A 23857-nucleotide genomic window follows, 5' to 3' on the forward strand; every position below is an offset into this window, starting at 1 on the left:
CACAGCGGTGATGAGGCGGCGAGGAATGACATGCACGTCACCGGAATTGAGCTCGAACACAAGAGGGCTGTTTGGCTCGAACCACACGACCCCAGGCCCCGCCATGTGCGCTCTCGTCAGCATGGCCACCAAGGCTTCGCCACGTGCTGTCACCCTCGCCGAAGACGGAGCTGACATCGGGTCAAATTCTTCCGCCGGACCGTCCCGCGTGATGGATCGATGCACCATCAATTGGCGTGACGCGCGTGTGGGACGCCTTCGAGCCATCCCAACGGCCACAGCCAGGACGATGGCGACTCCAATAACGGTCAAAATCAACATGTGCGGCCCCACGTCGTACTGACAGTGCACGCAGAGTATGGCCCCCATCACACGGCTGAACACCCTCTTGAGCGGCCTCCGTGCCGGGGGTGATCGCCCAACGATGATGCACGCCAGGACACAGCGACGACACCGATCGTTCGCGTAGGTGCGGCCTCTCCAGGCGCGCGTTCGCTGAGTGTCTATCTGTGTGACAACGCCGATGCACGGTGGCGAACAACCACGAACACCTGTGGACCATCGCAGCAGGTGAGAGGCCAATTGCCCCAAGGTCACGCGCCCGCACATATTGCTTCGGGACGAAGAGGTCGTGGGTTCAAATCCCGCCACCCCGACAGAGTAAGACCAAGTCAGGGGCCTGATTCGAGAGATCGAATCAGGCCCCTGATTGGCTTTGTAGATCGTTTGGGAGAAATCTGGGAGACGATCTCGGCCGGGGTCTCCCAGGCGGGTGCACGGTGGGGCGTGGGTGGCACGGCCGTGACGTCCGGCCCTCCCGTGCGTCCGCAGGTCAGGCACCAAATGACCTGTCCGCCGGCGGTGATTCCCCGACGTATGACTCGGGTTCGTTTCCCGTCATCCGCTCTTCGCGCGAAACCCCGGGTCCGAGGCCAGGGCGTTCGTCGCACTTCAGCCGATCCAGCTGATGGTCCAGGGCGGCCAGGGCCGATGTGCGCGTGTGGTGGCCGAGGAGCAGGGCATTGCCGAGGCCGGCCACCAGGGCGAGCAGGATGTCCGCCTCTCGTTCGGGGTCGCCCTCGGCCTGGGCGGAGGAGACCAGGCCGACGACGGCCTCGCGCAGTTGGCGGTTTCCGGCGTGGAAGCGGTCGGCGATGGCCGGGTCTTTCAACGCTCGGATGAGGAAGGCGTTGGCCACGAGTGCGTCCCTGCGGCTGTCGTCGTCCGTCGGGAGCAGGGCGACCATGAAAGCGCGCACGGCCGTGCGGGGGGTGCGGGAACCAGCCGGTTCGGCGAGCCCTTGGGCGATGCGATGGCCGACCCGCTCATGCAGGCGGCTGGTGGCGTGGAGCAGCATCTCGTCCCTGCCGCGGAAGTAATGCTGGACCAGCCCCTTGGAGATCCCGGCCTCCCGCGCGACCTGACCGAGGGTGACGCCTTCCAGGCCGCTGGCGGCGGCGATCCGCCACACGGCGTCGACGATCTCCCGTCTGCGCTGCTCGTGGTCGACTCGCTTGGGCACCCCGCCCACCCCATTTCGCCATCCGATCGCATTGCCAAAGTGCGTCGCAGATTTTTATAATCCGATCGTATCGCAAAAAGGAGGCACACCCTGATGGGCATTGGCGCGTACCGGTCACCCGAAGCCCACGCCCGCTTCATCGCGGCCTACGAGTCCGCGATGCGTGTGCTGCCGGAGCCGGTGGACACCCACGATGTGGCGACCGCATACGGAACCGTGCGGGTGTACCGCTTCGGCCCCCTGGGCAACGACCCGCTCGTTCTCCTGCCTGGGCGCGCGGCCACCTCCGTGATGTGGCGGCCCAATCTCCCCCGCCTCGCCGAGCACCGCCCCGTGTTCACGGTCGAACCGCTCGGAGAGCCCGGGCTCAGCAAGCAGACCGCCCCCTTGCGTGGTGCCCAGGATCAAGCCGACTGGCTGGAAGCGGCCCTGGCGGGGCTCGGTCTCCACGGCATCCACCTGGTGGGCCACTCTTTCGGCGGCTGGCTCGCGTGCAACTACGCAGCACGGATGCCCGGGCGGCTGGCTTCGCTCACCCTTCTCGACCCGGTGCGCACGCTTGGCGACTTCCCCGTCGAGCTGCTGCTCCGCTCCGCCCTGACCGCCGTGCCGGGGGTCTCCCGCTGGGCTCGCCCCGCGTTCTTCCGCTGGATCAACGGCGGCGTCGCCGTCCGGCGGGAGGACCCGGTCGCCGACCTGATCGCTGCGGGCATGCGGGACTACCGCATGGCCACGCCGATGCCGCCCCTCATCACCGACTCCCAACTACGGTCGCTCGCCCTCCCCGTCCTCGCCCTCGTCGCGGGACGCAGCGTCATGCACGACCCGCAGGCCGCCCTTGCCCGCGCTCAGGCACAGATCCCGGGCGTCCGGGCCGAGTTGTGGCCCGCGGCCACCCACTCCCTTCCCTCCGAATCCCCCGCCGAGACCGACGCCGCCATCCTGCGCTTCGTCGACAGCGTCACCGCATAGCCGCCGCCACGCCGGTGCCCTGGGGCCCGGCGTGGCGTGCGGGTCACATGAAGGCCGTGCGGTGGGCGGTGGCCCACTGGTGGAAGGTGCGGGGCGGTGTCCCGGTCACCTCCTCGACGGTCGGGTAGACCTGGGACTCGTCGAGGGTGCCGTCGCCGTAGAAGCCGAAGAACGCCCGGATGTACGGTTCCGGCACCCCGGAGGCGGCCATGGCGGCCCGGCCCTCGTCGTCCGACAGGGCGTGGAAGCGCAGGTCGCGGCCGAGGACCTCGGCCAGGGTCGCCAATCGCTGGGCCGGCAGCAGGGGTTCGGGGCCGCTCAGCGGATGGACGCGTTCCTCGTGGCCGGGGTCGAGGAGGGCGCGGACGGCGACGGCGGCGATGTCGTACGGGTCGACCGACGCGACCGGCACCGCGCCGAAGGAATCACGGACGAGGTCGCCCTCGCGGAGCTGGGGCAGCCAGCGCAGGGCGTTCGACATGAAGGCGTTGGGCCGCAGGAACGTCCAGGCGAGGCCGGACTCCCGGACCGCGGCCTCCGAGCCGATCATGTACCGGGAGAGGACGTTGTCGGTGTCCGTCGCGACCGTCGCGAGGCTGGAGAGCAGGACGACCCTTTCCACTCCGGACCGCCGCATGCGTGCGAGGAGCCCGGGCATGTCGCGGTAGCCGGGGAGCAGGAATACACCGCGTACGCCGTCGAGTGCGGGCGCGAGGGAGTCGGGGTCGTCCAGGTCCCCGACGGCCTGCTCGGCCGGTACGTCGGTGGGTTTCCGTACCAGCGCGCGGACGGGCTCACCGGCGCGGGCCAGGGCCCGGACGACCTCGCCGCCGACGTTTCCGGTGGCGCCGGCGACGAGGATCACCGGAGGGTCCGTCCGAAGTGGGCGGCCACGGCGTCGACGGCGATCGTGACCTGGGGTTCGGTGTCGTAGAAGTCGAACTGGGTGCCCTGCGTCCACAGCAGGTCCTTCGGACCGGCGAGGCCGGCGTGGAAGCGGCGGGCGCCGTCGGGGATCGCGGCGTCCTCGCTGTGCACCAGCAGGGTGGGCCGGTCGATCCGGGGTGCGAGGGCGATGGCGTCGTAGGTGAGCCAGTCCGCCCAGGACATGACGGCGAAGCGGTTGGGCCAGGCGGGGATGTTGCCGCGGGCGGGGTTGAGGTAGAAGTCGATGTCGTACGGCATCGCCGCGTGTTCGTCGGTGGCCGAGACCACCGGCACGTAGTCGATCTCGCCGATCTCCTCGTAGCGACCGCGGGCCTCCCGGCCGGTCTTGATCCGTTCGGCGACCGCTTCCGTGCCACCGTAGGCGTCCTCGCAGATGGCGGCGTCGTGCAGCCAGGGTGCCACCAGGGCCAGCGAGCGGACCCGGGGGTCGTGGGCGGCGTTGTCGGACATGTACATCGCGGCCGCGCAGATGCCGAGGGCACCGAGCCGGTCGCCGTCGACCGCCTCGTGGGCGGCGAGGAAGGTGAGCGCGTGGTGGATGTCGCGCACCTTGCGGGCCGGGTCCTCCACGTCCCGCGGCTCGCCCCCGGACTCACCGAAGCCGGTGAAGTCGAAGGAGAGCGCGGCGTATCCGCGGGCGGCGAGCCGCTCGGCGTACCGGTCGGCCATCAGCTCCTTGACACTGGTCCACGTGCCGGCGACCACCACCGCGGGCAGCGGGCCGGCCGTGTCGGTGCCGTCGGGCAGGAAGAGGTTGCCGGTCAGGGTGGTGCCCTCGCTGTCGAAGGCGACCTTGGTCAGGTGTGTCATGCGTACTCCAACGTGGCTGTGGTGATCAGTCCATCGGTGATGTCGAGGCGGTAGCGGGCGCGGAAACCGTCGCCCGTGCCATCGGGGCGGAAGCGGACCAGGAGGGTGGTCCCGCCCGGGTGCGGGGTGTGGTCGAGGAGGGTGTAGCTGCCGCCGATGACCTCGGCTGCGGCCCAGCGCCGGATGGCGTCCCGGCCGCGGATCTCGCGTCCGACGTCGACGACCAGGCCGTCCGGGGCGAACGCGGAGGCGACGGCGCCGGCGTCCCGGGCTGCCACGGCGTCGAGGTAGCGCTGGGCGGCGGCGACGAGGGGGCCGCGTGACGGGGGGCCGGCGGGGGGAGCGGCGGTTACGGTCGGAGGCGCCGTGGCGAGTGGCGTCACCGAATGGTCGGCGTCATTCCGTACCAGGCCGGCGCCGGCCACGGCCGCGAGAGCGCCGGCCGCGAGCAGGCCGGCGGTCACCGCCGCCACGGCGGCCGGTCTCCTCATCGTTCTCCGTCACTCCAGACCACCGTCATCACCACGCCGGTGATGCGCCAGCCGCCGCCGGTGCGGGCCAGGTCGAAGCGGTACGTGCCGCCCAGCGTCCACAGCGAGTCGTCGGTCTTCCGGTGGGTGGCCTGGAAGGTGGCGGTGCACACCGCGCCGTCGCCGTCGAGGGTGACCAGGTGGTTACCGAGAAGGTGGTGGGTGGCGGCGTACACGCCAAGGCCGGTTCTCCAGCCCTCGACGATCTGCGCCGGGGCGAGGGCGACGGGCTCGCCGCCGTTGAGGCTCGTGTAGTCGAGGGTCACCTTGTCGGCGAACAGCCCGGCCAGCGCGTCCCATTCACGCTGGTCGGCGTGCCAGGCCATGCGGGTGCAGGTGTCGATGACGTCCAGTCGGTCCATGCGGATCATCCTCGTCGCGGGCGAGGCAGCTCCAGGTGCGGAAACGCTGCACGAATATCTGCAGGATCTTGCAGCGGGTCCGGGTCCGGGTCCTTCACAGCCAGCCGCGTTCCTTCGCCAGAAGCGCAGCCTGGAAGCGGCTGTGGGCTCCCAGGCGGGCCATCAGGTCCGCGACGTGTGCGCGGAACTTGCGCACGGACAACTGCACGGAGCGGGCGGCGGTCTCGTCGGTGGGGTGACGGGCCAGTGCGTGCAGCACCTGCTGCTCGACCGGGGTCACCGGCAGCTCCTCCAGGTCATGGGCGCGGGCCCACATGCCGTCGAAGACGTCGGTCAGGAGGGATACGAGTCCGGGGTGACGGATCTGCAGCGTCCCCGCCTCGGGGTCGGCGGGGTCGGCCGGAGCGAACGCGACGGTGCGGTTGACCACGGTCACGTCGTGGAGCGGCTCGGTGGTGGTCCGGTGCAGGTCGCCCCGGGCGTGCCGGGACCTCGCGTCCGCGTTCCGCTCCGGGCGGTGCACGGCGTGCGCGGCCAGCAGCGTCCGGCTGTTCAGGCCGGCGGCCAGAGCGCGCCGGAACGGCGCCTGGTCGCGCAGGTCCGGCCAGAGGGACTCGCCGGTCGAGGTGCGGCCGTCGATGTGGGAGAACTCGCCGGGACGGTCGACGAGCATCGTGTGGATGCGGTGGGTGAGGGTCATCGGATTGCCGATGTGCTCGATGGCGCGGGTGGGGCGTCTGCCGCGGTGTTCTTCCGACAGTTCGGTGACCAGGTCCCAGATCAGGTCGAGGTGCGGGAGCTGTCGTCGGATCTCCTCCGCCCGCCGCTGGAGGAGAACGTTCACGGCCGTGGCGGGCGGGACGGGGGCCGAGGTGCTGTCCACCAGGCCCAGTTCCCGCAGCCGGCCGAGCGCAGGGCCCTCGGCGGCCGCCCCGGGGACGCGTAACAGGCGCCGGTACAGGGCCTCCTGTTCGGCGGTCAGGCCCAGACTCGACAGACTCATCGTCTCCCCTGTTCCTCTTGACGAGCCGGTTCATCGCAGCAGGTGGGCGGCTTCGACTCGGTGAAGGTGAACGAGGACGTCGTACGAGCGCCCAAGGGCGGTGTGCGGGTCGTCGGTGGACCAGTACAGGCCGTAGGAACGGGTCGGCCGTGCGGTGTCCAGCCAGGTGCGGGCCGCCGTCGGCGCGGTGCGCAGGTCGATCACGAAGTCGCGGAGGCGGACCTTGTCGAGGGTGTGCTCGTTGTGGCCCTCGGGGGCGGGGGCGACGGTGTACGTCTTGGGGTGCGTGGTCGTGAAGTCGGGCAGGGCGTTGACGGTGCCGTGGTCGAAGGTCAAGCCGATGTTGACGTAGTCGTCGCCGAGCCGCGTGCGCAGGAACGCGCCGGTGGGCTCGGGGAACAGGGCCGGGTTGTCGCTGGTGTAGGCGACGTGGCCGTTGTTGGAGGCGAGCAGGATCCGCCCGCCGTGGCGCCGTAGCCACCACGCGGTGTTGTCTGCCATGGCCCGGTCGCGGTAGCGCATCCGCTCGGCGAAGTCCTCGAAGGCGTAACCGGTGAAGCTCTGCGCGATGGCGGTGGCGTTCTGCAGGGCCCAGGCGTATGCCTCCCGGCTGCGCCGGTCGTCCCGGTGAGGGCGGCCCCGTTCGCGCAGGAGGGCGAGGACGGCGTCGGCCGCGGCCGCGTCCTGCTTCCGATCGGCCTCGCTCTTCTCGTAGAGCTGGTGGTTCATCCACCTGCCGGCGTCGGTGTTCTCCTCCGGCCGGAGCGTCTTGTACAAGGTCTCAGCCCTGTCGGCCAGGTCGGGGCGGTAGCGAGTGACGTAGCCGGTGACCTGATCGAAGGCGGCCCTGCCCGCGAAGCCGAGGTCGTTGCCGACAAAACGGAGCTGCGGCCGGTCGGGGTGGGCGAGGTTGTAGCGGCGCATCCAGTGGATCAGGTCCAGGTATTCCTGGGTGCTCCAGAAGACGTACTGGCCCTGGAACTCGCTGCGCATGATCTGCTCCGGATCGCCGATGCCCCGGGTGACATAGGCGTCCAGCCGCAGGCCGGTGCTCCAGCTCGTCTCCAGGGCGAAGGTGGTGAAGCCCCGGGTGGCGACCAGGTGACGGAACACGCGCTGCTTGAGGATGAAGAACTCGTGGGCGCTGTGGCTTGCCTCGCCCAGACCGACGACCCGGGCTCCGCCGATCATCCGGTCCAGAGCGTGCAGGTCGCCCAAGGAGTACGCGCTGCCGTCCAGAGCGCCGACCGGGCCGGAGCCCGCGGGCGTGGCCGCTGCGGCAGCGCCCGTGACGGTGCCGAGCGTCGCGGCCGTGAGCGCAGCAGCCGTGGCCATGGCGAGCAGACGGCGACGGATGACGGGACGGGCGTGGGTCATGGGGCTCTCCTTCGACTGGACGTCGGGATGTGGCAGGACCATAGCCAGCAGTTGGGCGGACGCACAAGACGCTTGAATAAGACGAACGCCTCACGCAAGCGCACAATGCAGTCTGGTAGCGTTCGCGTTCATGGGGAATCGCGAGGATCTACTGGCCGGCGCCAGGCGCTGCCTTCAGGAGAAGGGCTGGGCGCGGACCACGGTCCGCGACATCACCACGGCGGCCGGCGGCGTCAGCATGGCCGCCATCGGTTACCACTTCGGCTCCCGCGAGGCACTGCTCAACGCCGCTCTCATCGAGGCGATCGACGAGTGGGGCACCCGAATCGGCCGCACACTGAACTCGTACGGCGAAGCCGGAAGCACCCCGGCCGAGCAGTACGAGGCGATGTGGGCCGCGATCATCGCCTCCTTCCCTCGCGACCGCACCCTGTGGCTGGCCACCTTCGAGGCACTGCTCCAGGCCGAACACTCCGAAGAGCTCCGCCGCTATCTGGCGGGCAGCCAGGCCCAGGGGCGACGGGGCCTGGCCGCTCTGCTGCTCGACACCGACGAGAACGGCATCGACGACACCGCCGCCCGCACCCTCGGCGCCACACAGATGGCCTTGTTCGCCGGCCTGATGACCCAGTGGCTCACCGACCCCGACCACGCCCCTGACGCAGCCGACATCACCGCCGGACTCCGCGCGCTCACGGACATCGTCGGCACACCCAAGACTCAGGAAGGGACCCCGGCCAAGTAGGTGTGAGGAGCCGGCAGCCGGCACGGACGTGAAGGACGCGAAGCGGCTCGCGTCACCGATGAGCGCGAGGCCCTTGACCGGGCGGTCACGTCGGCGAATCACGAGCGGGCGGCATTGAGCCCATCTGCAACGTCAGAGAGGTCGTGGGTTCAAAACCCGCCACCCCGACCGCCGAAGTGCCAGGTCAGGGGCCTGATCCGCTTAGCGGGTCGGGTCCCTGAGTGGCGGGCTGCGCTCCCGTGGCGGACGGGGCCGCAGAGGCCGGCTTCGGGCTGCGTTCCTCCGTCCGGGCCCACCTCCTCCGCGCGACGGCGGGTAGCCCGCAGAGCGTCCAGCTCGCCCGAGTGCTCATGCCGACGCCTCAGGCGTCCCCGCGCGGGTCCGCCGGCGGTGCCGGTCCAGCTCGAACATGCCGAGCAGGGCGGTGACGGCGTTCAGGGGGAACGCGACAGCCTCGGCGACAGCGGTGATGCCCCACGCGCGGCTGATGCTCGCCGCCAGCGCGCAGCACAGCAGCAGCGTCGGCAGCACCCGGCGCCACAGGGGCAGCTGTGCGAGCCGCCATACCCGTACGCACAGCGTGATGTTGAACAGCAGGAAGGCCAGTGCGAAGACGGCGAGGAGGAGAAGGGTGAGTGGCATGGCAGAGCGCTCCAGGGCAGGCGGGACACCGCGCCGACCAGACTTCCCGGCTCACCGGCGCACGATCCTACTGACCCTCTGGGGAAGTTCGATGAACGCCTCCACCGCATGGGGCTCTTCGGCGACGACCTCGCTTGGGATGGGTGGGCGGTGTCCCACACACGTTCCGTCGTCCCGACGGGGGCGGGGGTGTTCGCGCGTTGGCGGCATCAGGAGCGCGTAAAGATTGCCGGGATCCGGCAGTGAACTCCTGTGCGGTCCGGTGAGAGCATCCCCTCGACGGCAGAAACGGCACTGCATCTGCGGACGAGCCGAGAGGGCATGAATATGGCTTGGTTTCTCGGTCTCGGCATAGCGGGTCTTGTGCTGCTCGTCCTGAGCCTGGTCTTCGACGGGGTGTTGGAGGGGGTCCTCGACGGACTCGGCGGGGGACTGGACGGGTTGCTGTCGTTGCCGGTGATCGCGGGGTTCGTGTCGGCGCTCGGGTTCGCCGGGGCGATCACGATGGGCGTCACCGGTACGGGGGCGGGGGTCGCCACCGGTGCGGGCGTGGTCGCGGGGGTCGTCGTGGCCTGGCTGACGGGAAGGTTCAGCCGGGCACTGATGCGCGACGGTTCCGCGCCCGCGCCGAAGGGCGAGGACCTGACGGGCACGTCGGGCGCCGTGGTGACGGCGATCCCGGCGGGAGGGTACGGCGAGGTGCTGCTGCACCTGTACGGCCAGCCGGTGAAGTACGCGGCGAAGGCGTCCGGTCCGGTTCCGCGTGGCGCCGAGGTGTGGGTGGAGTCGGTGCTCTCCCCGACCTCGCTCGTAGTACGGCCCGTCGAGCGCTGACGCTCCCTCCACCTCATTTGTTTCTTCAGCTCCACTCTCAAGGGATGTGCGTCATGAGCCCTGTTCTCACCGCTGTGGTGGGCATCGTCGTACTCGTCGTTCTCCTCGGCCTCGTGGTCATCACGCGCTACAAGGTCGCCGGGCCCAGCGAGGCGTTCATCATCACCGGCCGGCGTGGCAAGCAGGCCACCGATCCCGCCACCGGGCGCGTGTTCACCGACAACAGCGGCCAGAAGGTCGTGGTCGGCGGCGGCGTCTTCGTCGTGCCGTTCGTGCAGCAGCGGTTCACGCTCGACCTGTCCAGCCGGCACATCCCGGTCGCCGTGCGCGGAGCCGTCACCCTGCGCGGGGTGAAGGCCAACCTGGAGGGTGTCGCGATCGTCAAGGTCGGCGGGACGGAGGACTCGATCCGGGCCGCGGCCCAGCGGTTCCTGATGCAGCAGGACGGGATCGTCGGCTTCACGCAGGAGGTGCTCTCCGGCGCGCTGCGGTCGATCGTCGGCCGGATGTCGGTCGAGGACATCATCCGGGACCGGGCCGCGTTCGCCGGGCAGGTCGCGGAGGAGGCGGAGGCCAGCCTGTCCGGGCAGGGCCTCGTCCTGGACGCCTTCCAGATCCAGGACATCACGACCGAGGGCTCCTACCTGGAGGACCTCGGCCGCCCCGAAGCCGCCCGCGCCAAGCAGGAGGCCGACATCGCCGAGGCGGTCGCCCGGCGCGCCGCCGAACAGGCCAGGCTCAAGGCGGAGGAGGAGATCGCCATCGCGCAGCGCACCCTCTACCTGAAGCAGGCCGAGATCAAGGCGCAGACCGACGAGGCCGCCGCCCAGGCCAACGCCGCCGGTCCGCTCGCCGAGGCGGCCCGCCAGCAGGACATCCTCACCGAGCAGGAGAAGGTCGCCGCACGTCAGGCCGCCCTCACCGACCGGCAGCTCGACACCCAGGTCCGCAAGCCCGCCGACGCCGCCCGCTACCAGGCCGAGCAGGAGGCCGAGGCCCGCCGCATCGCCCTGGTCAAGGAGGCCGAGGCCGCCGCCGAGCGGGACAGGCTGACCGGTGAGGGCGAGAAGGCCCGGCGCGCGGCCCTCGCCGAGGCCGTACGCATCGAGGGGGAGTCCGAGGCCGCCGCGATCGGGGCGAAGGGTGCCGCCGAGGCCGAGGCCATGCGCAAGAAGGCCGACGCCTTCGCCCAGTACGGCGACGCCGCCGTCCTCCAGATGCTCGTCGAGGTGCTGCCGCAAGTCGTCGGCAAGGCCGCCGAGCCGCTTGCCGCCGTCGACAGGATGACCGTCATCTCCACCGACGGTGCGAGCCAGTTGACCCGTACCGTCACCGACAACGTCGCTCAGGGCATGGAGCTCCTCTCGTCCGCCACCGGCGTGGACCTCGCCTCGCTTCTCCAGGGCATTACTCAGAAGAAGCCGGCGACCGAGACCGCCGCAGCCCCGGTGTCTCGCAGCACACCGGTCGAGATCGCCGACTGAGACGCAGCGCTCGTGGCCCGCAGCTGCGTTGGTGACCGGTCAGGTCGCGCCTGTCAGGAGCAGCGGTCGGGCCCCGGCGGCAGCCGGAGTCCTTGCCCGTCCGGATCGCCGGACGGGCAAGAACGACGCGAGAAGGGCGTCCGCGTCCTTCGCTGAGAAGATCACCACCATGACGATCTCGTTGCGCATCGACCGAATCCTCGGTGACCGTCCCTTCGCCGAGGTCGGTGATCCCGTACTCGCCGTCGATGACGAGGGCCGCGGGCTGCTGGCAGTGGCAGGCACGTACGGGCCGGTGGCGGGCGTGGACGAGTTCGGCAGTACCGCGCCGGTCGGTGTCTACGGCACCGGTGATCTGGCCTGCCGAGCCCTTCTCCGTGCGCGCCGTCCCGTGCACGCGATGGCTTTCCACCCCGGGCTCCCCCTGCTGGCCGTCGGCACGGGCGACTACGACGGCGGCTACTTCTTCGAAGGGGAACTGCTCCTTCTGGACTGGGAGACGGGCCGCGCCACATCGCTCATCGCAGACGGTCTCGGTCGCCAGGTCCTGGGCCTGGAATGGCTCAGCGAACAGGAACTGCGCGTGCTGATGGCACCGCCTGACGACTGGCAGGACGACGACGCGTGGAGCGAAGGGCACGTCGCGGTGGTGCATCGGCCCGACTGGAGGGTCGTACCGCCCCGGTCGATCACCGGAGACGAGCTGGCCGGACCGCGGGTGCCGGCCCCGCGAACCGACCGTCGAGCGGATGCCCGCGAGACGGTCTCCGGTCTGCGTACGGACTGGGACCCGCGACGCAACGTCCGCGCGGTGGAGGAACTGTCCGACGGCAGGATCGTGGCGACGCTCGACGGGGTCCAATTGGAGTCCTGGCTGCCCTCGGGGCGACGGCAGTGGGCCGTCCGGGACGACGATGGTGGCGGCCGCGACATCGTCATCGCCGCGGATGAGCGATCGGCCTGGGTTGGTCTGGTGCGGCTTCCGTGGGAGGAGCGTGCTCAGGCGGTGGTCCGGCTCGCGCTCCAGGACGGGGCGCAGCTCGATCACCTCACTCCCTCCGGCTCGGTGTCCCTGGTGCGATGTGCTGACGGCCTGCCCGCCCTCGCACCCACCGGACAGAACGGGGAGCGGAGCAGGTTGCGTATCCGGCGTGGCAGCCGGATCTACTTTCTGGAGACCGTTTCCGCGGAGGGCGGGACCTGGCTGGCGGCAGCGGATCCGGGGTCCGTACCGGTCGCCGAGCGTCCGCGTGAGCCGGCGGAGGCGGAGGTCGATCGGTTGTGTCCCTACTCGTGGAAGCCAGGTGAGACGCACTTCGCCGGCCCCGGCGTGGAGACCGCCGACGGTGACCTGATCCATGCCGGCATCGTCTTTCACGGCCACGGGTTGCAGCCCGGCGGCTCGTTCGTCGTACGGCGCACGGTGGCCGGTGAAGAGCCGACTTGGGTCTTCCGGACGGACCGGAGGGCCATGGACCTCGACCACGACACGGAGGCCGTCTACGTCACGTACGACGACGGCGAGATCGTCGGGCTCGATCTCCGTGACGGCAAGGTCCGCTGGCGTCTCCACCTGGCTGTTGCCGGAGTACCCGTCGTGGCGACCGCGCTGACCGTTGCCGGACCCGGCCGACTGCTCATCGGCACCGCCGACGGGCGACTCCTGGACTGCTCGACCGTCTGAGGGATCCGTGTGAAGCGTCGGTTCTTCACGGTCGGCGCAAGGGAGGGCCGGAGGATCCGCTCAGGAGCATCACACGGGCTGCACACGGCGTTTCAGGAAGGCCATTAGCGTGGCTGGTCGCTCGATCCCATGTCCGAGCGCGACCATGCCGTCGGCCGGCCGGCCGACGGCACAGCCAGCTCAGGAAGATCGCAGATGGACTACTGCTCCTCGTGTCGTCGGCATCTCAACGGCGCCCTGGTGTGTCCGGGGTGCGGCGCCTACGCGCCCGACATCGATCCCTCCTCCTCCCTCACCCGTGCCGTTGACCCGGCAACGATCGTCGTCGGCGTGGAGGAGCCCCTGAGCGCGGACGCGGGCGACGGCCACGCGGCGCCGTCGGCCACGTCGGCGGGAAGGGCGGCGCGGCGTCGGCAGCTGGCGCGGTGGAAGAAGAAGCAGCGCCGGGCGGTCGTGGCGACCGCCGTGGCCCTGGTCGGGGGCGGTCTGACCGTGGCCACCATGGACCGGGGCACAGCCGACCGCGCCCAGGCGGCGACGGCGCCGGAGGCCCCGGACCTGCGTGCCGTCCAGGGACAGGTCCCCGAACAGGCCCGTCCGTCGGCGGAGCGGACCGATGTCCCCCGGCCCTCCCGCACGAACCCCGCGCCCGGACGCGCTGCCGAGCTCCCGCGGCAGCAGGCTCCGGAAGCCCCGTCCCACGCCACGCCGGCCCGGCCGCACCAGGACGCCACCGCCTCCGCCGCTCGGAAGGCGCCGGCGCCGACCTCGCAGCCGCCGTTCACGGCGCCCTCCTCCGGCGGCACCGTCCCCGACCGCGGTGCCGATACGGGGACGGGCAGCCAGGAGGCCACCCCGCCGCCTCCGGCCGCTGACAACACGAGCGCGGGCGGCACCAGCCCCTCACCCGCCGCCACCTCGCCCGCGGAGCTGTGTCTGCTGGTGGTCTGCCTCGGCTGACCCCGCTGGAGACATGAGGAGGCCAAGCCCATGAGTCCCCGCTATCAGGTCCAACTGCACCGCATCGGCCGCTGGTGGGCCCTCGACGTCCCCGAACTGACCCTGCACACCCAGTGCCGCACGCTCGACGAAGCCGACGGTCTGGCGCGCGGCCTCATCGCCGACGCGCTCGGCGTCGAGGGCGAGGCGATCGATCTGGAGCTGGTGGTCCCCGAACTCGCTTCCGTTCTCGATTCCGTGGCCGGTGCGCGACAGCGTCGGGACGCGGCGGTCGCCGACGAGCAGGAGGCCATCGCCTCCGCCGTCCGCGCACTCGTCGGCGACCTTCACCTGAGCCAGGGCGATGCCTGTCGCCTGCTGGACCTGGCCCCGGAGGAGGTGGCCGGGTTCACGCCGCCGCGGGGCCGGGCGGGCACCGGCATGCGGCAGCGCGGCCCGCTCGCCCCGGCCGCTCCTGGGCCGGGAACCTCCGGTTCCAGCCCCTCCGCTCGCACCGGCCCCGGCGCTCCCGCCCCCGCCGGGCGGCGCCGGCATGCGGCGCCGGCGGCGCGCCCCAGCTGGGCGGTTCAGGGAGACGGCTGAGCCTGAACGCGGACGGCACCGACGTGGTGCGCGAGGAGCGGGCCCGGCCCCGAGCGGCGGTCCGCGTACCGCCCCTTGTGTCCGGCCGTACCGGAGCCGCCTGCTGGCACACTGGGCGGAGCCGAGGAAGGGGGCCCCGTATGTCGGTGGTCGGCAATCTGCGGAAGGTGGCGCGGCTGGGCCGGAGCCGGCGGCGGGTGGACCTCAGTCATCCGGCCCGTTCACCCTTGGGCTCCGCCGTCGTCAACTGCGTCGTCTACCAGGACGGGGTCCGCCGGGACGGGGCGCCTGCCGTGGAGGATGCCGTACGGCAGGTGCGCAAGCAGGGTGGCGGATTCGTGTGGCTCGGGCTGCACGAGCCCACGGTGGAGGAGTTCGCCGGGGTGGCCGAGCTGTTCGACCTGCACGAGCTGGCCGTCGAGGACGCCGTGCACGCCCAGCAGCGGCCGAAGCTGGAGCAGTACGGCGACGTCCTGTTCTCCGTCTTCAAGACGGTCACGTATGTCGAGCACGAGCAGCTCACCGCGACGAGCGAGGTCGTCGACACCGGTTCGATCATGGTCTTCACCGGTCCGGACTTCGTCGTGACCGTACGGCACGGGCGCCATGGCTCCCTCGGTCCGCTGCGCGAGGACCTGGAGGCCGACCCCGAGCAGCTCGCCAAGGGACCCTCGGCGGTCCTGCACGCCATCGCCGACCACGTCGTCGACGACTACCTGGCCGTCGCCGACGCCGTGCAGAACGACATCGACGTGGTCGAAACGCTGGTGTTCGCGCCCCAGGGCGCGGCGAGCGCCGAAGCCGGCCGCATCTACCAGCTCAAGCGCGAACTGCTGGAATTCAAACGGGCCGTTGTTCCGCTCGGTCGGCCCCTTTACGTACTGTCCACGCGCGCCGTGCGATCCGTCGAGCCCGAGATACAGGCCTACTTCCGTGATGTCGCCGACCATCTCGCCCGCGTCACCGAGCAGATCACCGCGCTCGACGCCCTGATCGACTCCATCCTCCAGGCGCACCTGGCGCAGGTGACCGTCGCCCAGAACGAGGACATGCGCAAGATCACCGCCTGGGCCGCGATCATCGCCGTACCCACCATGGTCTGCGGTGTGTACGGCATGAACTTCGACCACATGCCCGAACTCCGCTGGCGCTTCGGGTACCCCCTCGCGCTCGGTCTCATCGCTGCCGCCTGTTTCGTGATCCATCGTGGGTTCAAGCGCAACGGGTGGTTGTGACGGAGGTCGGCTCAGGACTCCGGGGACGGTTCTGCGCCGGTGCCGCCCGGCCGCGCGGGCGCCCGGCTGATCAGGGGGCTTCCAGCTTGTCGCCGGGTAGGTTGCCGCCCCCGGTGAGCGGCATAGCGTGGAGGGTGGAGGGGATCGCAGCAGGAGACAGGAGGGAGGTCGTACGGGAGACATCCGCGAGCAGGAGGAAGTGAGACGTCATGACGTGGAGCATCTCCGGCAACTACATCGCCGGCTGCTCTTGCGCAGTGATCTGTGGATGCGCCGTCGACGCGAAGCCGCGCGGCGCGCAGGGGCGCGAAGAGTGCCTGGGTGTGAACGTGTTCCATGTGGCGGACGGGCGGCTGGACGACCTGGACCTGTCCGGGGTCGACTTCGCCCTGTACAACCGGTTCCCGTCGAACATGTCGGCCGGCGACTGGAAGATCGCGCTCGTCGTCGACAACGGCGCGAGCGACGAGCAGGCCAGTGCCCTGGAGCGCATCCTCTCCGGTGACGAGGGCGGTCCCTTCGGCGAACTGTCCCAGTTCTACGGCGAGTACCTGGGCATGGAGCGCGCCGGCGTGTCCCTGTCGGACACCGACAAGCCACGGCTGTCCGTGGAAGGGAAGAGCGACATCGAGTACGAGGCCCTGACCGGGCCCGACGGCGGCCCGACCACCGTGAAGAACGCGATGTTCGGGTTCGCGCCCGAGTACGGCATCGGGAAGGCGGCCGGGCGTTCCGACGCCTTCGGGCTCTCCTTCGACGCCTCGTACGGGGAGAAGGGTGAGTTCGCCTTCAGCAGCGAGCAGCCCGAAGGTGCGGCCATCGGGCGTGGCTGACCGGGACGGACCGACCGCACGGGCTCGTACGACGCTCGTATGACGGCCATGACGGCGGGGTGCCGTACCCCGCCGTCGTACGTGCGCCCCGCCGCACCGGCTACATCTCGTGGTCCATGTCCATCCCGCCGCCCTCGTGCGTCAGCCCCGGCAGCAGCCACTCGTGGAACGGCGCCAGCACCGCCAGCACCAGGAACGCCACGCCGACCGCCCAGCTCAGCCACGGCCCCCCGCGCCACAGCTTCTCCAGGAAGATCACGGCTGCGAGGCCGGCCATCGCGGCCAGGTTCATCATGCCGAGCGGCACCAGGATGATCATCAGGCCCCAGCAGCAGCCCACGCAGTACATGCCGTGGTGCAGTCCCACCCGTACGTCGCGCGCCACGGGCCGGAAGCCGGCGTAGTGCACCAGGTGGGAGAGCGGGTCGCGGCAGTGCCGCAGGCAGACCCGCTTCAGCGGCCCCAGCTGGTACAGGCCGGCCAGCAGGAACGCCCCGGCGCCCACCCAGCGGCCCGCCTCCGGGACCTCGTCCACCAGCGCCCCGGCACCCGCCAGCAGCCCATACGCGACCAGGCCGAACAGCGTCCACGCCAGCAGGTAGCCGCCCGCGAACTGGGCGGTCCGCGCCGCCCGTGCGACGCCCGCCGACTGCCGCCCGATGGCGCGCGCCCAGGTGATGGCGACCGGCGCCACCGACGGGAACATCATCGCGACCATCATCGTCACCCAGAGGACGAGGAAGAGTCCCAGGGGCGGTGCCATGGCCCCGTGGTCCATGGCATCCGCCTGCGCCACCGTGACCAGCCACGCGAGCGCCGCCAGCAGCACCATCAGGGCCCAGGCCGTGGCGATCTCCCGCGCCCGCAGCAGCGATGACGCTCCGGTGCCCAAGACGCCCGTGGGACCCATACGCCCAGCACAGCACGGATGCCCCGTACGCGCGACCGTGCCCCGGCGGGTGAGGGGCCGGGCCCTACCGCCCCCTCCCCCGTCCCCCGTACGGCGCAGGTACGGTCGCCGGCCACGGTCCGCGGGCGCACGCTGCTCGCATGAGCGACGACGCAGCGGGACACCGGCACGACATGGCGCCCGGGCACGCCCACGCCCACCACGAGGGCGGCGCGCCGGGGCCGGCGACAGCGGCGGGCGGGGGCTGGGCGACGGCCGGAGTGCTGTTCGCGGGCGTGCTGCTGCTCGTGCAGGGCGTGCTCGGCATGCTCCAGGGCGCCGTCGGCATCGCCGAGGACGACGTGTACGCGCGCGTCGGCGAGTACGTCTTCGAGTTCAGCCTCACCGCGTGGGGCTGGATCCACCTCGTGCTCGGCCTGGTGCTGGCCGCGGTCGGGTGGGGCATCCTGCGCGGTGCCGACTGGGCCAGGGCGGGCGGGCTGGCGCTCGCCTCGCTGTCCGTCATCGCCAACTTCCTCTGGCTGCCGTACCAGCCGATCTGGGGGTTCATCTGCCTCGCGATCGGCGTGTTCGTCCTCTGGGCGCTGTGCACGGCCGACACCACGCCGGCACCGCGCTGAGGGGCACCCGCGGCGTCGCGGACCGTGGCGGGCCTCGGCATCAAGAAGCCGTAAAGATTGCCGGAATACGGCAATGCCTTCGACACGGCCGCGCTGCCAGGATGGGCGAGGCAGGAACGGGGGGCCGATCCGGTGCCGGGATGCGGAAGCGCATGTCCCGGTACCGGATCGTCGGCCGCGCCGGGCGGGCGCACGCGAAGGGGCAGGCATGCGGGAGTTCTACGCCGCGGCGGTCGGCTTCCCCGCCTTTTTCTTCACCTCGGCCCTCGTCATCGTCGCCGGCTTCTGGCTCCTGGTGCTGCTCGGCGCCGCCGAGGTCGGCGGATTCGACGGGGACGTGCCGCTCGGGGCGCTCGGCCTCGGCGGACTGCCGGTCACCGTCGCCGTCACCTCACTGACCGCCACCGGATGGTTCACCGGTCTCGCCGGAAGCATCGCCCTCGACCGGCTGGTCGGCCCGGGACTGTCGCACACGCTGCTCTCGCTCCTCCTCTTCGTCGCCGCGCTCCTGGCGGGCCATCAGGCGACGGGGCTCCTCGCGCGATGGTGGCGCCGGCTGCGCCAGGGCTCGTACCGGGACACGAACGGACCGGGGGTCGAGCCCGCCGGTTCGGGCCGCCGAGGCGTTGGGGCTCCCGGCGGACCGGATCACCGCGGTCGAGTCGGCGATCACGCGGGCGACGGACTCGCGGGTGACGGGCCCACGGGCGGACATGCGCGTGACGGACACACGGGCGGACACGCGGGTGACGGACACGTGGATGTGCCCGGTCGACGCGTACGCCCGTCACGCGGCCGGCCGGGGGCGGCACGGGGCGGCGCGGCGATCAGGCGCTGAGGCCCGAGGCTGCGGGGTGGGGTTTTCCACAGGCTCGGCGGGATGTCGGCGGGGCGGAGCATCATGGACGGCATGACTGAACCGACCGCCGCTCAGCCGACCGCCCCGACCGAGTCCACGACCTCCCTCCCCGTGAGCAGCAGCACCCTTCCCGACCCCTCGGCCATGCCCGACTGGGAGAAGCGCTTCCGGGCGCCCCGCGTCTCGCTGCCGGAGTGGGCGCTGGACGCGCCGGGCCGCTGTCTGTTCGTGTCGAACGCGACCGGAACGTATGAGCTGTACGCGTGGGACCGGGAGACCGGTGAGCAGCGGCAGGTCACGGACCGCCCGAACGGCACGACGGACGGGACGCTCTCCCCCGACGGCGAGTGGATCTGGTGGTTCTCCGACAAGGACGGCGACGAGTTCGGCGTGTGGATGCGGCAGCCCTTCGACGGCGGGGAGGACGAGCCGGCCACGCCGGGGCTGGCGCCGTCGTACCCCGCGGGGCTGGCGATCGGGCGGGACGGCACGTCCGTCGTCGGCCGGTCCACGGACGAGGACGGTTCGACGATCCATGTGCTGCGGCCGGGGCACCAGCCGGTGGAGATCTACCGGCACCGCGAGTCGGCCGGGGTGGGCGACCTGTCTCACGACGGGACGATGATCGCGATCGAGCACACCGAGCACGGCGACGCCATGCACTCGGCGCTGCGGGTGGTGCGCCTCGACGGGTCGGTGGTCGCCGAGCTGGACGACACCAAGGGCGGCACGGAGGAGCTGGGCCTGGCCGTGCTGGGGTTCGCGCCGGTCGACGGGGACACCAGGCTGCTGGTCGGCCACCAGAGGCGGGGCCGCTGGGAGCCGATGATCTGGGACGTGGCCTCGGGCGAGGAGACGCACCTGGGGCTCGACCTGCCCGGTGACGTGTCGGCGGAGTGGTACGCGGACGGGTCGGGGCTGCTGGTCGTGCACGACTTCGAGGCCCGCAGCGAGCTGTGGCAGTACCGGCTGGCCACGGGCGAGCGCGTGCGGGTGGACACGCCCGCGGGGTCGGTGTCGGGGGCGACGGCCCGCCCGGACGGCACCGTCGAGTACCTGTGGTCGTCGGCCGCGCAGCCGCCGGCCGTGCGGTCCACGGCCGGCGGGGTCGTGCTCGACCCGCCCGGGATGGACGCGCCCGGGTCGGTGCCGGTCGAGGACGTGTGGGTGGACGGCCCGGGCGGGCGGATCCACGCACTGGTCCAGAAGCCGGCCGGGGCGAGCGGGCCGCTGCCGACGGTCTTCGACATCCACGGCGGCCCCACCTGGCACGACAGCGACGTGTACGGGGCGGGCCCGGCGGCCTGGGTGGACCACGGGTACGCGGTGGTCCGGGTCAACTACCGGGGGTCCACGGGCTACGGGCGGGAGTGGACGGACGCCCTGAAGCACCGGGTCGGTCTCATCGAGCTGGAGGACATCGCGGCGGTCCGCGAGTGGGCGGTGTCGTCCGGTCTGGCCGACCCGGCGCGACTGGTGCTGACCGGCGGCTCCTGGGGCGGCTACCTCACCCTGCTGGGCCTGGGCACCCAGCCGGACGCGTGGACCGTCGGCATCGCCGCCGTACCGGTCGCGGACTACGTCACGGCTTACCACGACGAGATGGAGTCCCTGAAGGCGATGGACCGCACGCTGCTGGGCGGCTCGCCGGAGGAGGTCCCGGAGCGGTTCGAGGCGTCGTCGCCGCTCACGTACGTCGACGCGGTGAAGGCGCCCGTGTACATCTCGGCGGGCGTGAACGACCCGCGGTGCCCGATCCGGCAGGTGGAGAACTACGTGGACCGGCTGGAGGCGCGCGGGGCGGTGCACGAGGTGTACCGGTACGACGCGGGGCACGGCTCGCTCGTCGTGGAGGAGCGGATCAAGCAGGTCCGGCTGGAGCTGGACTTCGCGGCCCGGCACCTGCCGGCGTGACGGGCCCCGGAGCCGGGGGCAACGGAGGCGTTCCGTACCGTGGAGGGGTGTACCGGTTCCTGACGACCCCCCGCTGGTGGGGGATCAACATCTTCGTGCTGCTGGCGATCCCGTTCTGCCTGCTGATGGGGACCTGGCAGCTCGGCAGGTTCGAGGACCGCGTCGACTCGCACCAGGAGGCGGAGCGGCGTCCCGCCGCGGGCGCGGAGGCGGCGGCGCCGCTCGCCGAGCTGCTCCCGGTGACCAAGGAGACGTCGGGACGGCAGGCGACCGCCAGCGGGCGGTACGGGGAGCAGTTCCTCGTGCCGGAGCGGGAGCTGGACGGGAAGACCGGCGCGTACGTGCTGACGCTGCTGCACACCCCGGACGGCAAGGCGCTGCCGGTGGTCCGCGGGTGGCTGCCGGAGGGCCGGAAGGCGCCGGCGCCGCCGACCGGTGAGGTCACCGTCGCGGGCGCGCTCCAGGCGTCGGAGCACTCCGGCGGCAGGGGCGTGCGGGCGACGGGCGGGCTGCCGTCCGGCCAGGTCGGCATGATCAGCGCGGCGGCGCTGGTGAACCTGGTGCCGGCCGACGTGTACGACGCGTGGGTCACCCTCGGGGACGCGCCCGCGGGGCTGACGCCGGTGCCGGCGGCTGCGGCTGCGGGTACGGGGCTGGACGTCAAGGCGTTCCAGAACCTGGGGTACACGGGCGAGTGGTTCGCGTTCGCGGGCTTCGTGCTGTTCATGTGGTTCCGCCTCGTGCGCCGCGAGGCGGAGGCCGCGAAGGACCGGGCCCTGGGTCTGGACCCGGAGGCCTAGCCCCCACCGGCGGTGAGACGCCATACGGCGGGACGGGGATGGCCCGGGGTGACGCGCGCAGGATGGGCGGTCGTTGCCGGGCTTACGGGACGACTCCCCGCACCCACCGGTCCGAGCACCTGACCGCGGACCACCCCCGGACCCACCGCAACCGTCGTGGCGCGCGGCCCCTCAGGCCGGGGGGCCGTTCCGGAACCACGGCGTGAGCCGCGGTGGAACGGCGGCGGCGCGAACCCGGGTCACTCCGCCGGGAGGAGGCCCGTGGTGTAGATCGTGCCGGCGCAGGCGTTGGGAATGGTCGCCTCGGCGGACGGGGCGCCCGGCTGGGTCGTGTGCGTGACCGTCACGCTGCCCTCCTGGACGCCTTCCTCGGTGGCCAGCTGCGGCTCGGTGGCGGTCCCCGTGTCCGTGCCGCCCTCGGTGGTGCCGCCCTGCGAGGGCGTCGCCGTGGGCGTGGGCGAGGGGTCGGGCGAGGAGCCGCCCCCGCCGTTCACCGGGCACGTGTCCTTCGGCACCCAGGCGAACTTCACCTCGTACGCCGTCGACGGCTTCAGCGCCAGCCGGTCCACCGCCTGACCCGGGTCGGGCAGTCCGCCCGCCGGGTCGCCCGCGCTGTGGGCGACGACGCCGATCCGGGAGGAGTCCGCCGCGCCGCCCGTGCGGAAGTCGATGCGGCCGGGGCCGTCGATCGCGCAGTCCGTGCTGGAGACGTTGGCGATCCGGAAGGTGCCGTAGACCTTGCCGTCCCCGTCCGGCCTGCCGGCCTCGGCGGAGATCACGCCGAGCTGTCCGGGCTCGCAGACGGGCATCGTGGCCGGGGCGGAGGTCGCGGGGTCGGCCGTGCCGCCGACGGTGCCGTCGGTCGCGCCGCCGGCGGCGTCCCGCGGCTTGTCCTTCTGGTCCTTGTCGCCCTTGTCGGTGCCCAGCTCGCCGGAGGGGCTGCCCGCGACCTGCTCGCCGGCCGAGCCGCCGGTGTCGTCGCCGGTGCCGCCCTGGACCTGCTCGCCGTGCCCGGCGTTGACGGGCCGGTCGGAGGGGCCTTCGGAGCCGGCCACGTGCACGAAGGCCGGCACGCCGGTGCCGAACAGCAGCGCCGCGGCGGCCACGCCGACCAGCGCCTGACGCTTGCGGGCCCGGCGCGCGGGCACCGCGCGGTGCAGGTGTTCCAGGGCCCCGGTGGAGGGCCGGAGGTCGGCCACCGCGCCCTGGAGCATGCGCCGCAGGGCAAGCTCGTCGATGTCCGGCCCGTCGATGTCCGGCCCGTCGGCTCCGGCACCGTCACCATGGCCGCCGGCCGGCGAGAACGTGCCCGTGCCCTCGGTCGTGTCGAGGGCGGGATCCTTGCCCGGGTCGTCGTGTTCCCGGTGCGCGTCGTGTCCGTCGTGCCCCTTGTTCACAGTTCCGTTCCCAGTCCGGTCGTCCGACGGCCCGTCCGGCCCGTACCGCTCAAAGCTTTCTCCGCGCCCGCTCATGCCTTCGCCTCCATGGCGACGCGCAGCGCCGCGATGCCGCGGGAGCCGTACGCCTTCACCGAGCCGAGGGATATGCCGAGGGTCTCGGCGACCTGAGCCTCCGTCATGTCGGCGAAGTAGCGCAGCACCAGCACCTCGCGCTGGCGGCGCTGGAGTCCGCGCATCGCCTTGATGAGGGCGTCGCGCTCCAGCTGGTCGTACGCTCCCTCCTCGGCGCTCGCCATGTCGGGCATCGGCTTGGACAGGAGCTTCAGCCCGAGTATGCGGCGGCGCAGCGCGGACCGGGACAGGTTGACCACGGTCTGCCGCAGGTACGCCAGGGTCTTCTCGGGGTCGCGGACGCGCTTGCGCGCGGAGTGGACGCGGATGAACGCCTCCTGGACGACGTCCTCGCAGGAGGCGGTGTCGTCCAGCAGCAGCGCGGCGAGACCCAGCAGCGACCGGTAGTGGGCGCGGTAGGTCTCGGTGAGGTGGTCGACGGTGGTCCCCGCGGTCATCGACTCGTCGGCGCCGTCACGCTGCGACGGCAGGGGCGTGCGCCGGGTGGCGGGCATGGGTGCGATCACCGGCATGCCGCCGCCGGGCCGCCGGGTGCGCTGGGGCGGCCGCCGGAGCGGGAGCACCGCGGCGCCGCGAAGCGGACCCGCTGTCGTGAAGTCGAGTACCTCTGCCACGCCTGTTGGACACGTTGCCCCCCGTCAGGGTTGTACGCGCACGCCTCCGCTTGTGACGGTGCGTCGTTTGCCCTCATGCGTATCC

Annotated in this window: 24 protein-coding genes; 13 read left to right on the plus strand and 11 right to left on the minus strand. The window is 71.8% G+C overall.

Annotated features, from left to right (window positions below; genetic code table 11):
* Nucleotides 1-832: 832 nt before the first annotated feature.
* Complete coding sequence (locus ABEB09_RS14430; protein WP_345690306.1) at nucleotides 833-1531, minus strand: TetR/AcrR family transcriptional regulator; 699 nt, start codon at nucleotides 1529-1531, stop codon at nucleotides 833-835.
* An 84-nt stretch (nucleotides 1532-1615) separates the two neighbouring features.
* Between ABEB09_RS14430 and ABEB09_RS14435 the strand changes: the two genes are divergently transcribed.
* Nucleotides 1616-2494, plus strand: coding sequence for an alpha/beta fold hydrolase (locus tag ABEB09_RS14435; RefSeq protein ID WP_345690307.1), 879 nt, complete (start codon nucleotides 1616-1618; stop codon nucleotides 2492-2494).
* A 43-nt stretch (nucleotides 2495-2537) separates the two neighbouring features.
* Here the strand turns inward: ABEB09_RS14435 and ABEB09_RS14440 are convergent, their stop codons facing one another.
* The 6 genes from ABEB09_RS14440 to ABEB09_RS14465 all read right to left on the minus strand — a co-directional run bounded on the left by ABEB09_RS14440 (nucleotide 2538) and on the right by ABEB09_RS14465 (nucleotide 7524).
* On the minus strand, nucleotides 2538-3359 hold the full coding sequence (locus ABEB09_RS14440) for an NAD(P)H-binding protein (protein ID WP_345690308.1): 822 nt from the start codon (nucleotides 3357-3359) through the stop codon (nucleotides 2538-2540).
* Entirely contained in the window at nucleotides 3356-4252 is an 897-nt protein-coding gene (locus ABEB09_RS14445; protein ID WP_345690309.1) for an alpha/beta hydrolase, read from the minus strand. The genes ABEB09_RS14440 and ABEB09_RS14445 overlap by 4 nt, the downstream gene beginning before the upstream one ends.
* The gene (locus tag ABEB09_RS14450) at nucleotides 4249-4725 is read right to left on the minus strand and encodes a nuclear transport factor 2 family protein (RefSeq protein WP_345690310.1); all 477 of its coding nucleotides are present in this window, start codon (nucleotides 4723-4725) and stop codon (nucleotides 4249-4251) included. The genes ABEB09_RS14445 and ABEB09_RS14450 overlap by 4 nt, the downstream gene beginning before the upstream one ends.
* A gap of 14 nt (nucleotides 4726-4739) precedes the next feature.
* Nucleotides 4740-5144, minus strand: coding sequence for a nuclear transport factor 2 family protein (locus ABEB09_RS14455; protein WP_345690311.1), 405 nt, complete (start codon nucleotides 5142-5144; stop codon nucleotides 4740-4742).
* Between the two features lie 94 nt (nucleotides 5145-5238).
* On the minus strand, nucleotides 5239-6147 hold the full coding sequence (locus ABEB09_RS14460; RefSeq protein WP_345690312.1) for a hypothetical protein: 909 nt from the start codon (nucleotides 6145-6147) through the stop codon (nucleotides 5239-5241).
* Nucleotides 6148-6177: 30 nt separating this feature from the next.
* Nucleotides 6178-7524 (minus strand): erythromycin esterase family protein, encoded by a 1347-nt coding sequence (locus ABEB09_RS14465; RefSeq protein ID WP_345690313.1) that lies wholly within the window; start codon nucleotides 7522-7524, stop codon nucleotides 6178-6180.
* A gap of 130 nt (nucleotides 7525-7654) precedes the next feature.
* Here ABEB09_RS14465 and ABEB09_RS14470 point away from each other — a divergent pair, with 130 nt between their 5' ends.
* The gene (locus ABEB09_RS14470; protein ID WP_345690314.1) at nucleotides 7655-8269 is read left to right on the plus strand and encodes a TetR/AcrR family transcriptional regulator; all 615 of its coding nucleotides are present in this window, start codon (nucleotides 7655-7657) and stop codon (nucleotides 8267-8269) included.
* A gap of 348 nt (nucleotides 8270-8617) precedes the next feature.
* Here the strand turns inward: ABEB09_RS14470 and ABEB09_RS14475 are convergent, their stop codons facing one another.
* Entirely contained in the window at nucleotides 8618-8911 is a 294-nt protein-coding gene (locus ABEB09_RS14475; RefSeq protein ID WP_345690315.1) for a hypothetical protein, read from the minus strand.
* A 327-nt stretch (nucleotides 8912-9238) separates the two neighbouring features.
* Here ABEB09_RS14475 and ABEB09_RS14480 point away from each other — a divergent pair, with 327 nt between their 5' ends.
* From ABEB09_RS14480 to ABEB09_RS14510, 7 genes are all read left to right on the plus strand, one after another.
* Nucleotides 9239-9745 carry a hypothetical protein gene (locus ABEB09_RS14480; RefSeq protein ID WP_345690316.1) on the plus strand — a complete coding sequence of 169 codons (507 nt, stop codon included), beginning with the start codon at nucleotides 9239-9241 and terminating at the stop codon, nucleotides 9743-9745.
* Between the two features lie 53 nt (nucleotides 9746-9798).
* A complete protein-coding gene (locus ABEB09_RS14485; protein ID WP_345690317.1) occupies nucleotides 9799-11229 on the plus strand; it encodes a flotillin family protein in 1431 nt (476 codons plus the stop codon).
* Between the two features lie 169 nt (nucleotides 11230-11398).
* Nucleotides 11399-12913, plus strand: coding sequence for a hypothetical protein (locus tag ABEB09_RS14490; RefSeq protein WP_345690318.1), 1515 nt, complete (start codon nucleotides 11399-11401; stop codon nucleotides 12911-12913).
* A gap of 129 nt (nucleotides 12914-13042) precedes the next feature.
* Nucleotides 13043-13873: an SCO2400 family protein gene (locus ABEB09_RS14495; RefSeq protein WP_345690319.1), complete on the plus strand. Its 831-nt coding sequence runs from the start codon at nucleotides 13043-13045 to the stop codon at nucleotides 13871-13873.
* Nucleotides 13874-13903: 30 nt separating this feature from the next.
* Nucleotides 13904-14455: a hypothetical protein gene (locus ABEB09_RS14500; RefSeq protein ID WP_345690320.1), complete on the plus strand. Its 552-nt coding sequence runs from the start codon at nucleotides 13904-13906 to the stop codon at nucleotides 14453-14455.
* A gap of 140 nt (nucleotides 14456-14595) precedes the next feature.
* Nucleotides 14596-15690, plus strand: coding sequence for a magnesium and cobalt transport protein CorA (locus ABEB09_RS14505; protein WP_345690321.1), 1095 nt, complete (start codon nucleotides 14596-14598; stop codon nucleotides 15688-15690).
* 209 nt (nucleotides 15691-15899) lie between these two features.
* Complete coding sequence (locus ABEB09_RS14510; protein ID WP_345690322.1) at nucleotides 15900-16523, plus strand: DUF1326 domain-containing protein; 624 nt, start codon at nucleotides 15900-15902, stop codon at nucleotides 16521-16523.
* A 100-nt stretch (nucleotides 16524-16623) separates the two neighbouring features.
* Here the strand turns inward: ABEB09_RS14510 and ABEB09_RS14515 are convergent, their stop codons facing one another.
* Complete coding sequence (locus ABEB09_RS14515; protein WP_380839391.1) at nucleotides 16624-17433, minus strand: DUF2182 domain-containing protein; 810 nt, start codon at nucleotides 17431-17433, stop codon at nucleotides 16624-16626.
* 140 nt (nucleotides 17434-17573) lie between these two features.
* Here ABEB09_RS14515 and ABEB09_RS14520 point away from each other — a divergent pair, with 140 nt between their 5' ends.
* The 4 genes from ABEB09_RS14520 to ABEB09_RS14535 all read left to right on the plus strand — a co-directional run bounded on the left by ABEB09_RS14520 (nucleotide 17574) and on the right by ABEB09_RS14535 (nucleotide 21626).
* Nucleotides 17574-18053 carry a DUF7144 family membrane protein gene (locus ABEB09_RS14520; RefSeq protein ID WP_345690323.1) on the plus strand — a complete coding sequence of 160 codons (480 nt, stop codon included), beginning with the start codon at nucleotides 17574-17576 and terminating at the stop codon, nucleotides 18051-18053.
* A gap of 208 nt (nucleotides 18054-18261) precedes the next feature.
* Complete coding sequence (locus ABEB09_RS14525) at nucleotides 18262-18891, plus strand: hypothetical protein (RefSeq protein ID WP_345690324.1); 630 nt, start codon at nucleotides 18262-18264, stop codon at nucleotides 18889-18891.
* A 165-nt stretch (nucleotides 18892-19056) separates the two neighbouring features.
* Nucleotides 19057-20826, plus strand: a complete 1770-nt coding sequence (locus ABEB09_RS14530; RefSeq protein ID WP_345693938.1) for a S9 family peptidase — start codon at nucleotides 19057-19059, stop codon at nucleotides 20824-20826.
* Between the two features lie 47 nt (nucleotides 20827-20873).
* Complete coding sequence (locus ABEB09_RS14535; protein WP_345690325.1) at nucleotides 20874-21626, plus strand: SURF1 family protein; 753 nt, start codon at nucleotides 20874-20876, stop codon at nucleotides 21624-21626.
* Between the two features lie 239 nt (nucleotides 21627-21865).
* Here the strand turns inward: ABEB09_RS14535 and ABEB09_RS14540 are convergent, their stop codons facing one another.
* Both ABEB09_RS14540 and ABEB09_RS14545 read right to left on the minus strand, forming a co-directional pair.
* Nucleotides 21866-23023, minus strand: a complete 1158-nt coding sequence (locus ABEB09_RS14540) for a hypothetical protein (RefSeq protein WP_345690326.1) — start codon at nucleotides 23021-23023, stop codon at nucleotides 21866-21868.
* A gap of 71 nt (nucleotides 23024-23094) precedes the next feature.
* Nucleotides 23095-23772, minus strand: coding sequence for a SigE family RNA polymerase sigma factor (locus ABEB09_RS14545; RefSeq protein WP_345690327.1), 678 nt, complete (start codon nucleotides 23770-23772; stop codon nucleotides 23095-23097).
* Between the last annotated feature and the right edge of the window lie 85 nt (nucleotides 23773-23857).

The organism is Streptomyces coeruleoprunus, assembly GCF_039542925.1.
In the GTDB taxonomy this organism is placed as follows: domain Bacteria; phylum Actinomycetota; class Actinomycetes; order Streptomycetales; family Streptomycetaceae; genus Streptomyces; species Streptomyces coeruleoprunus.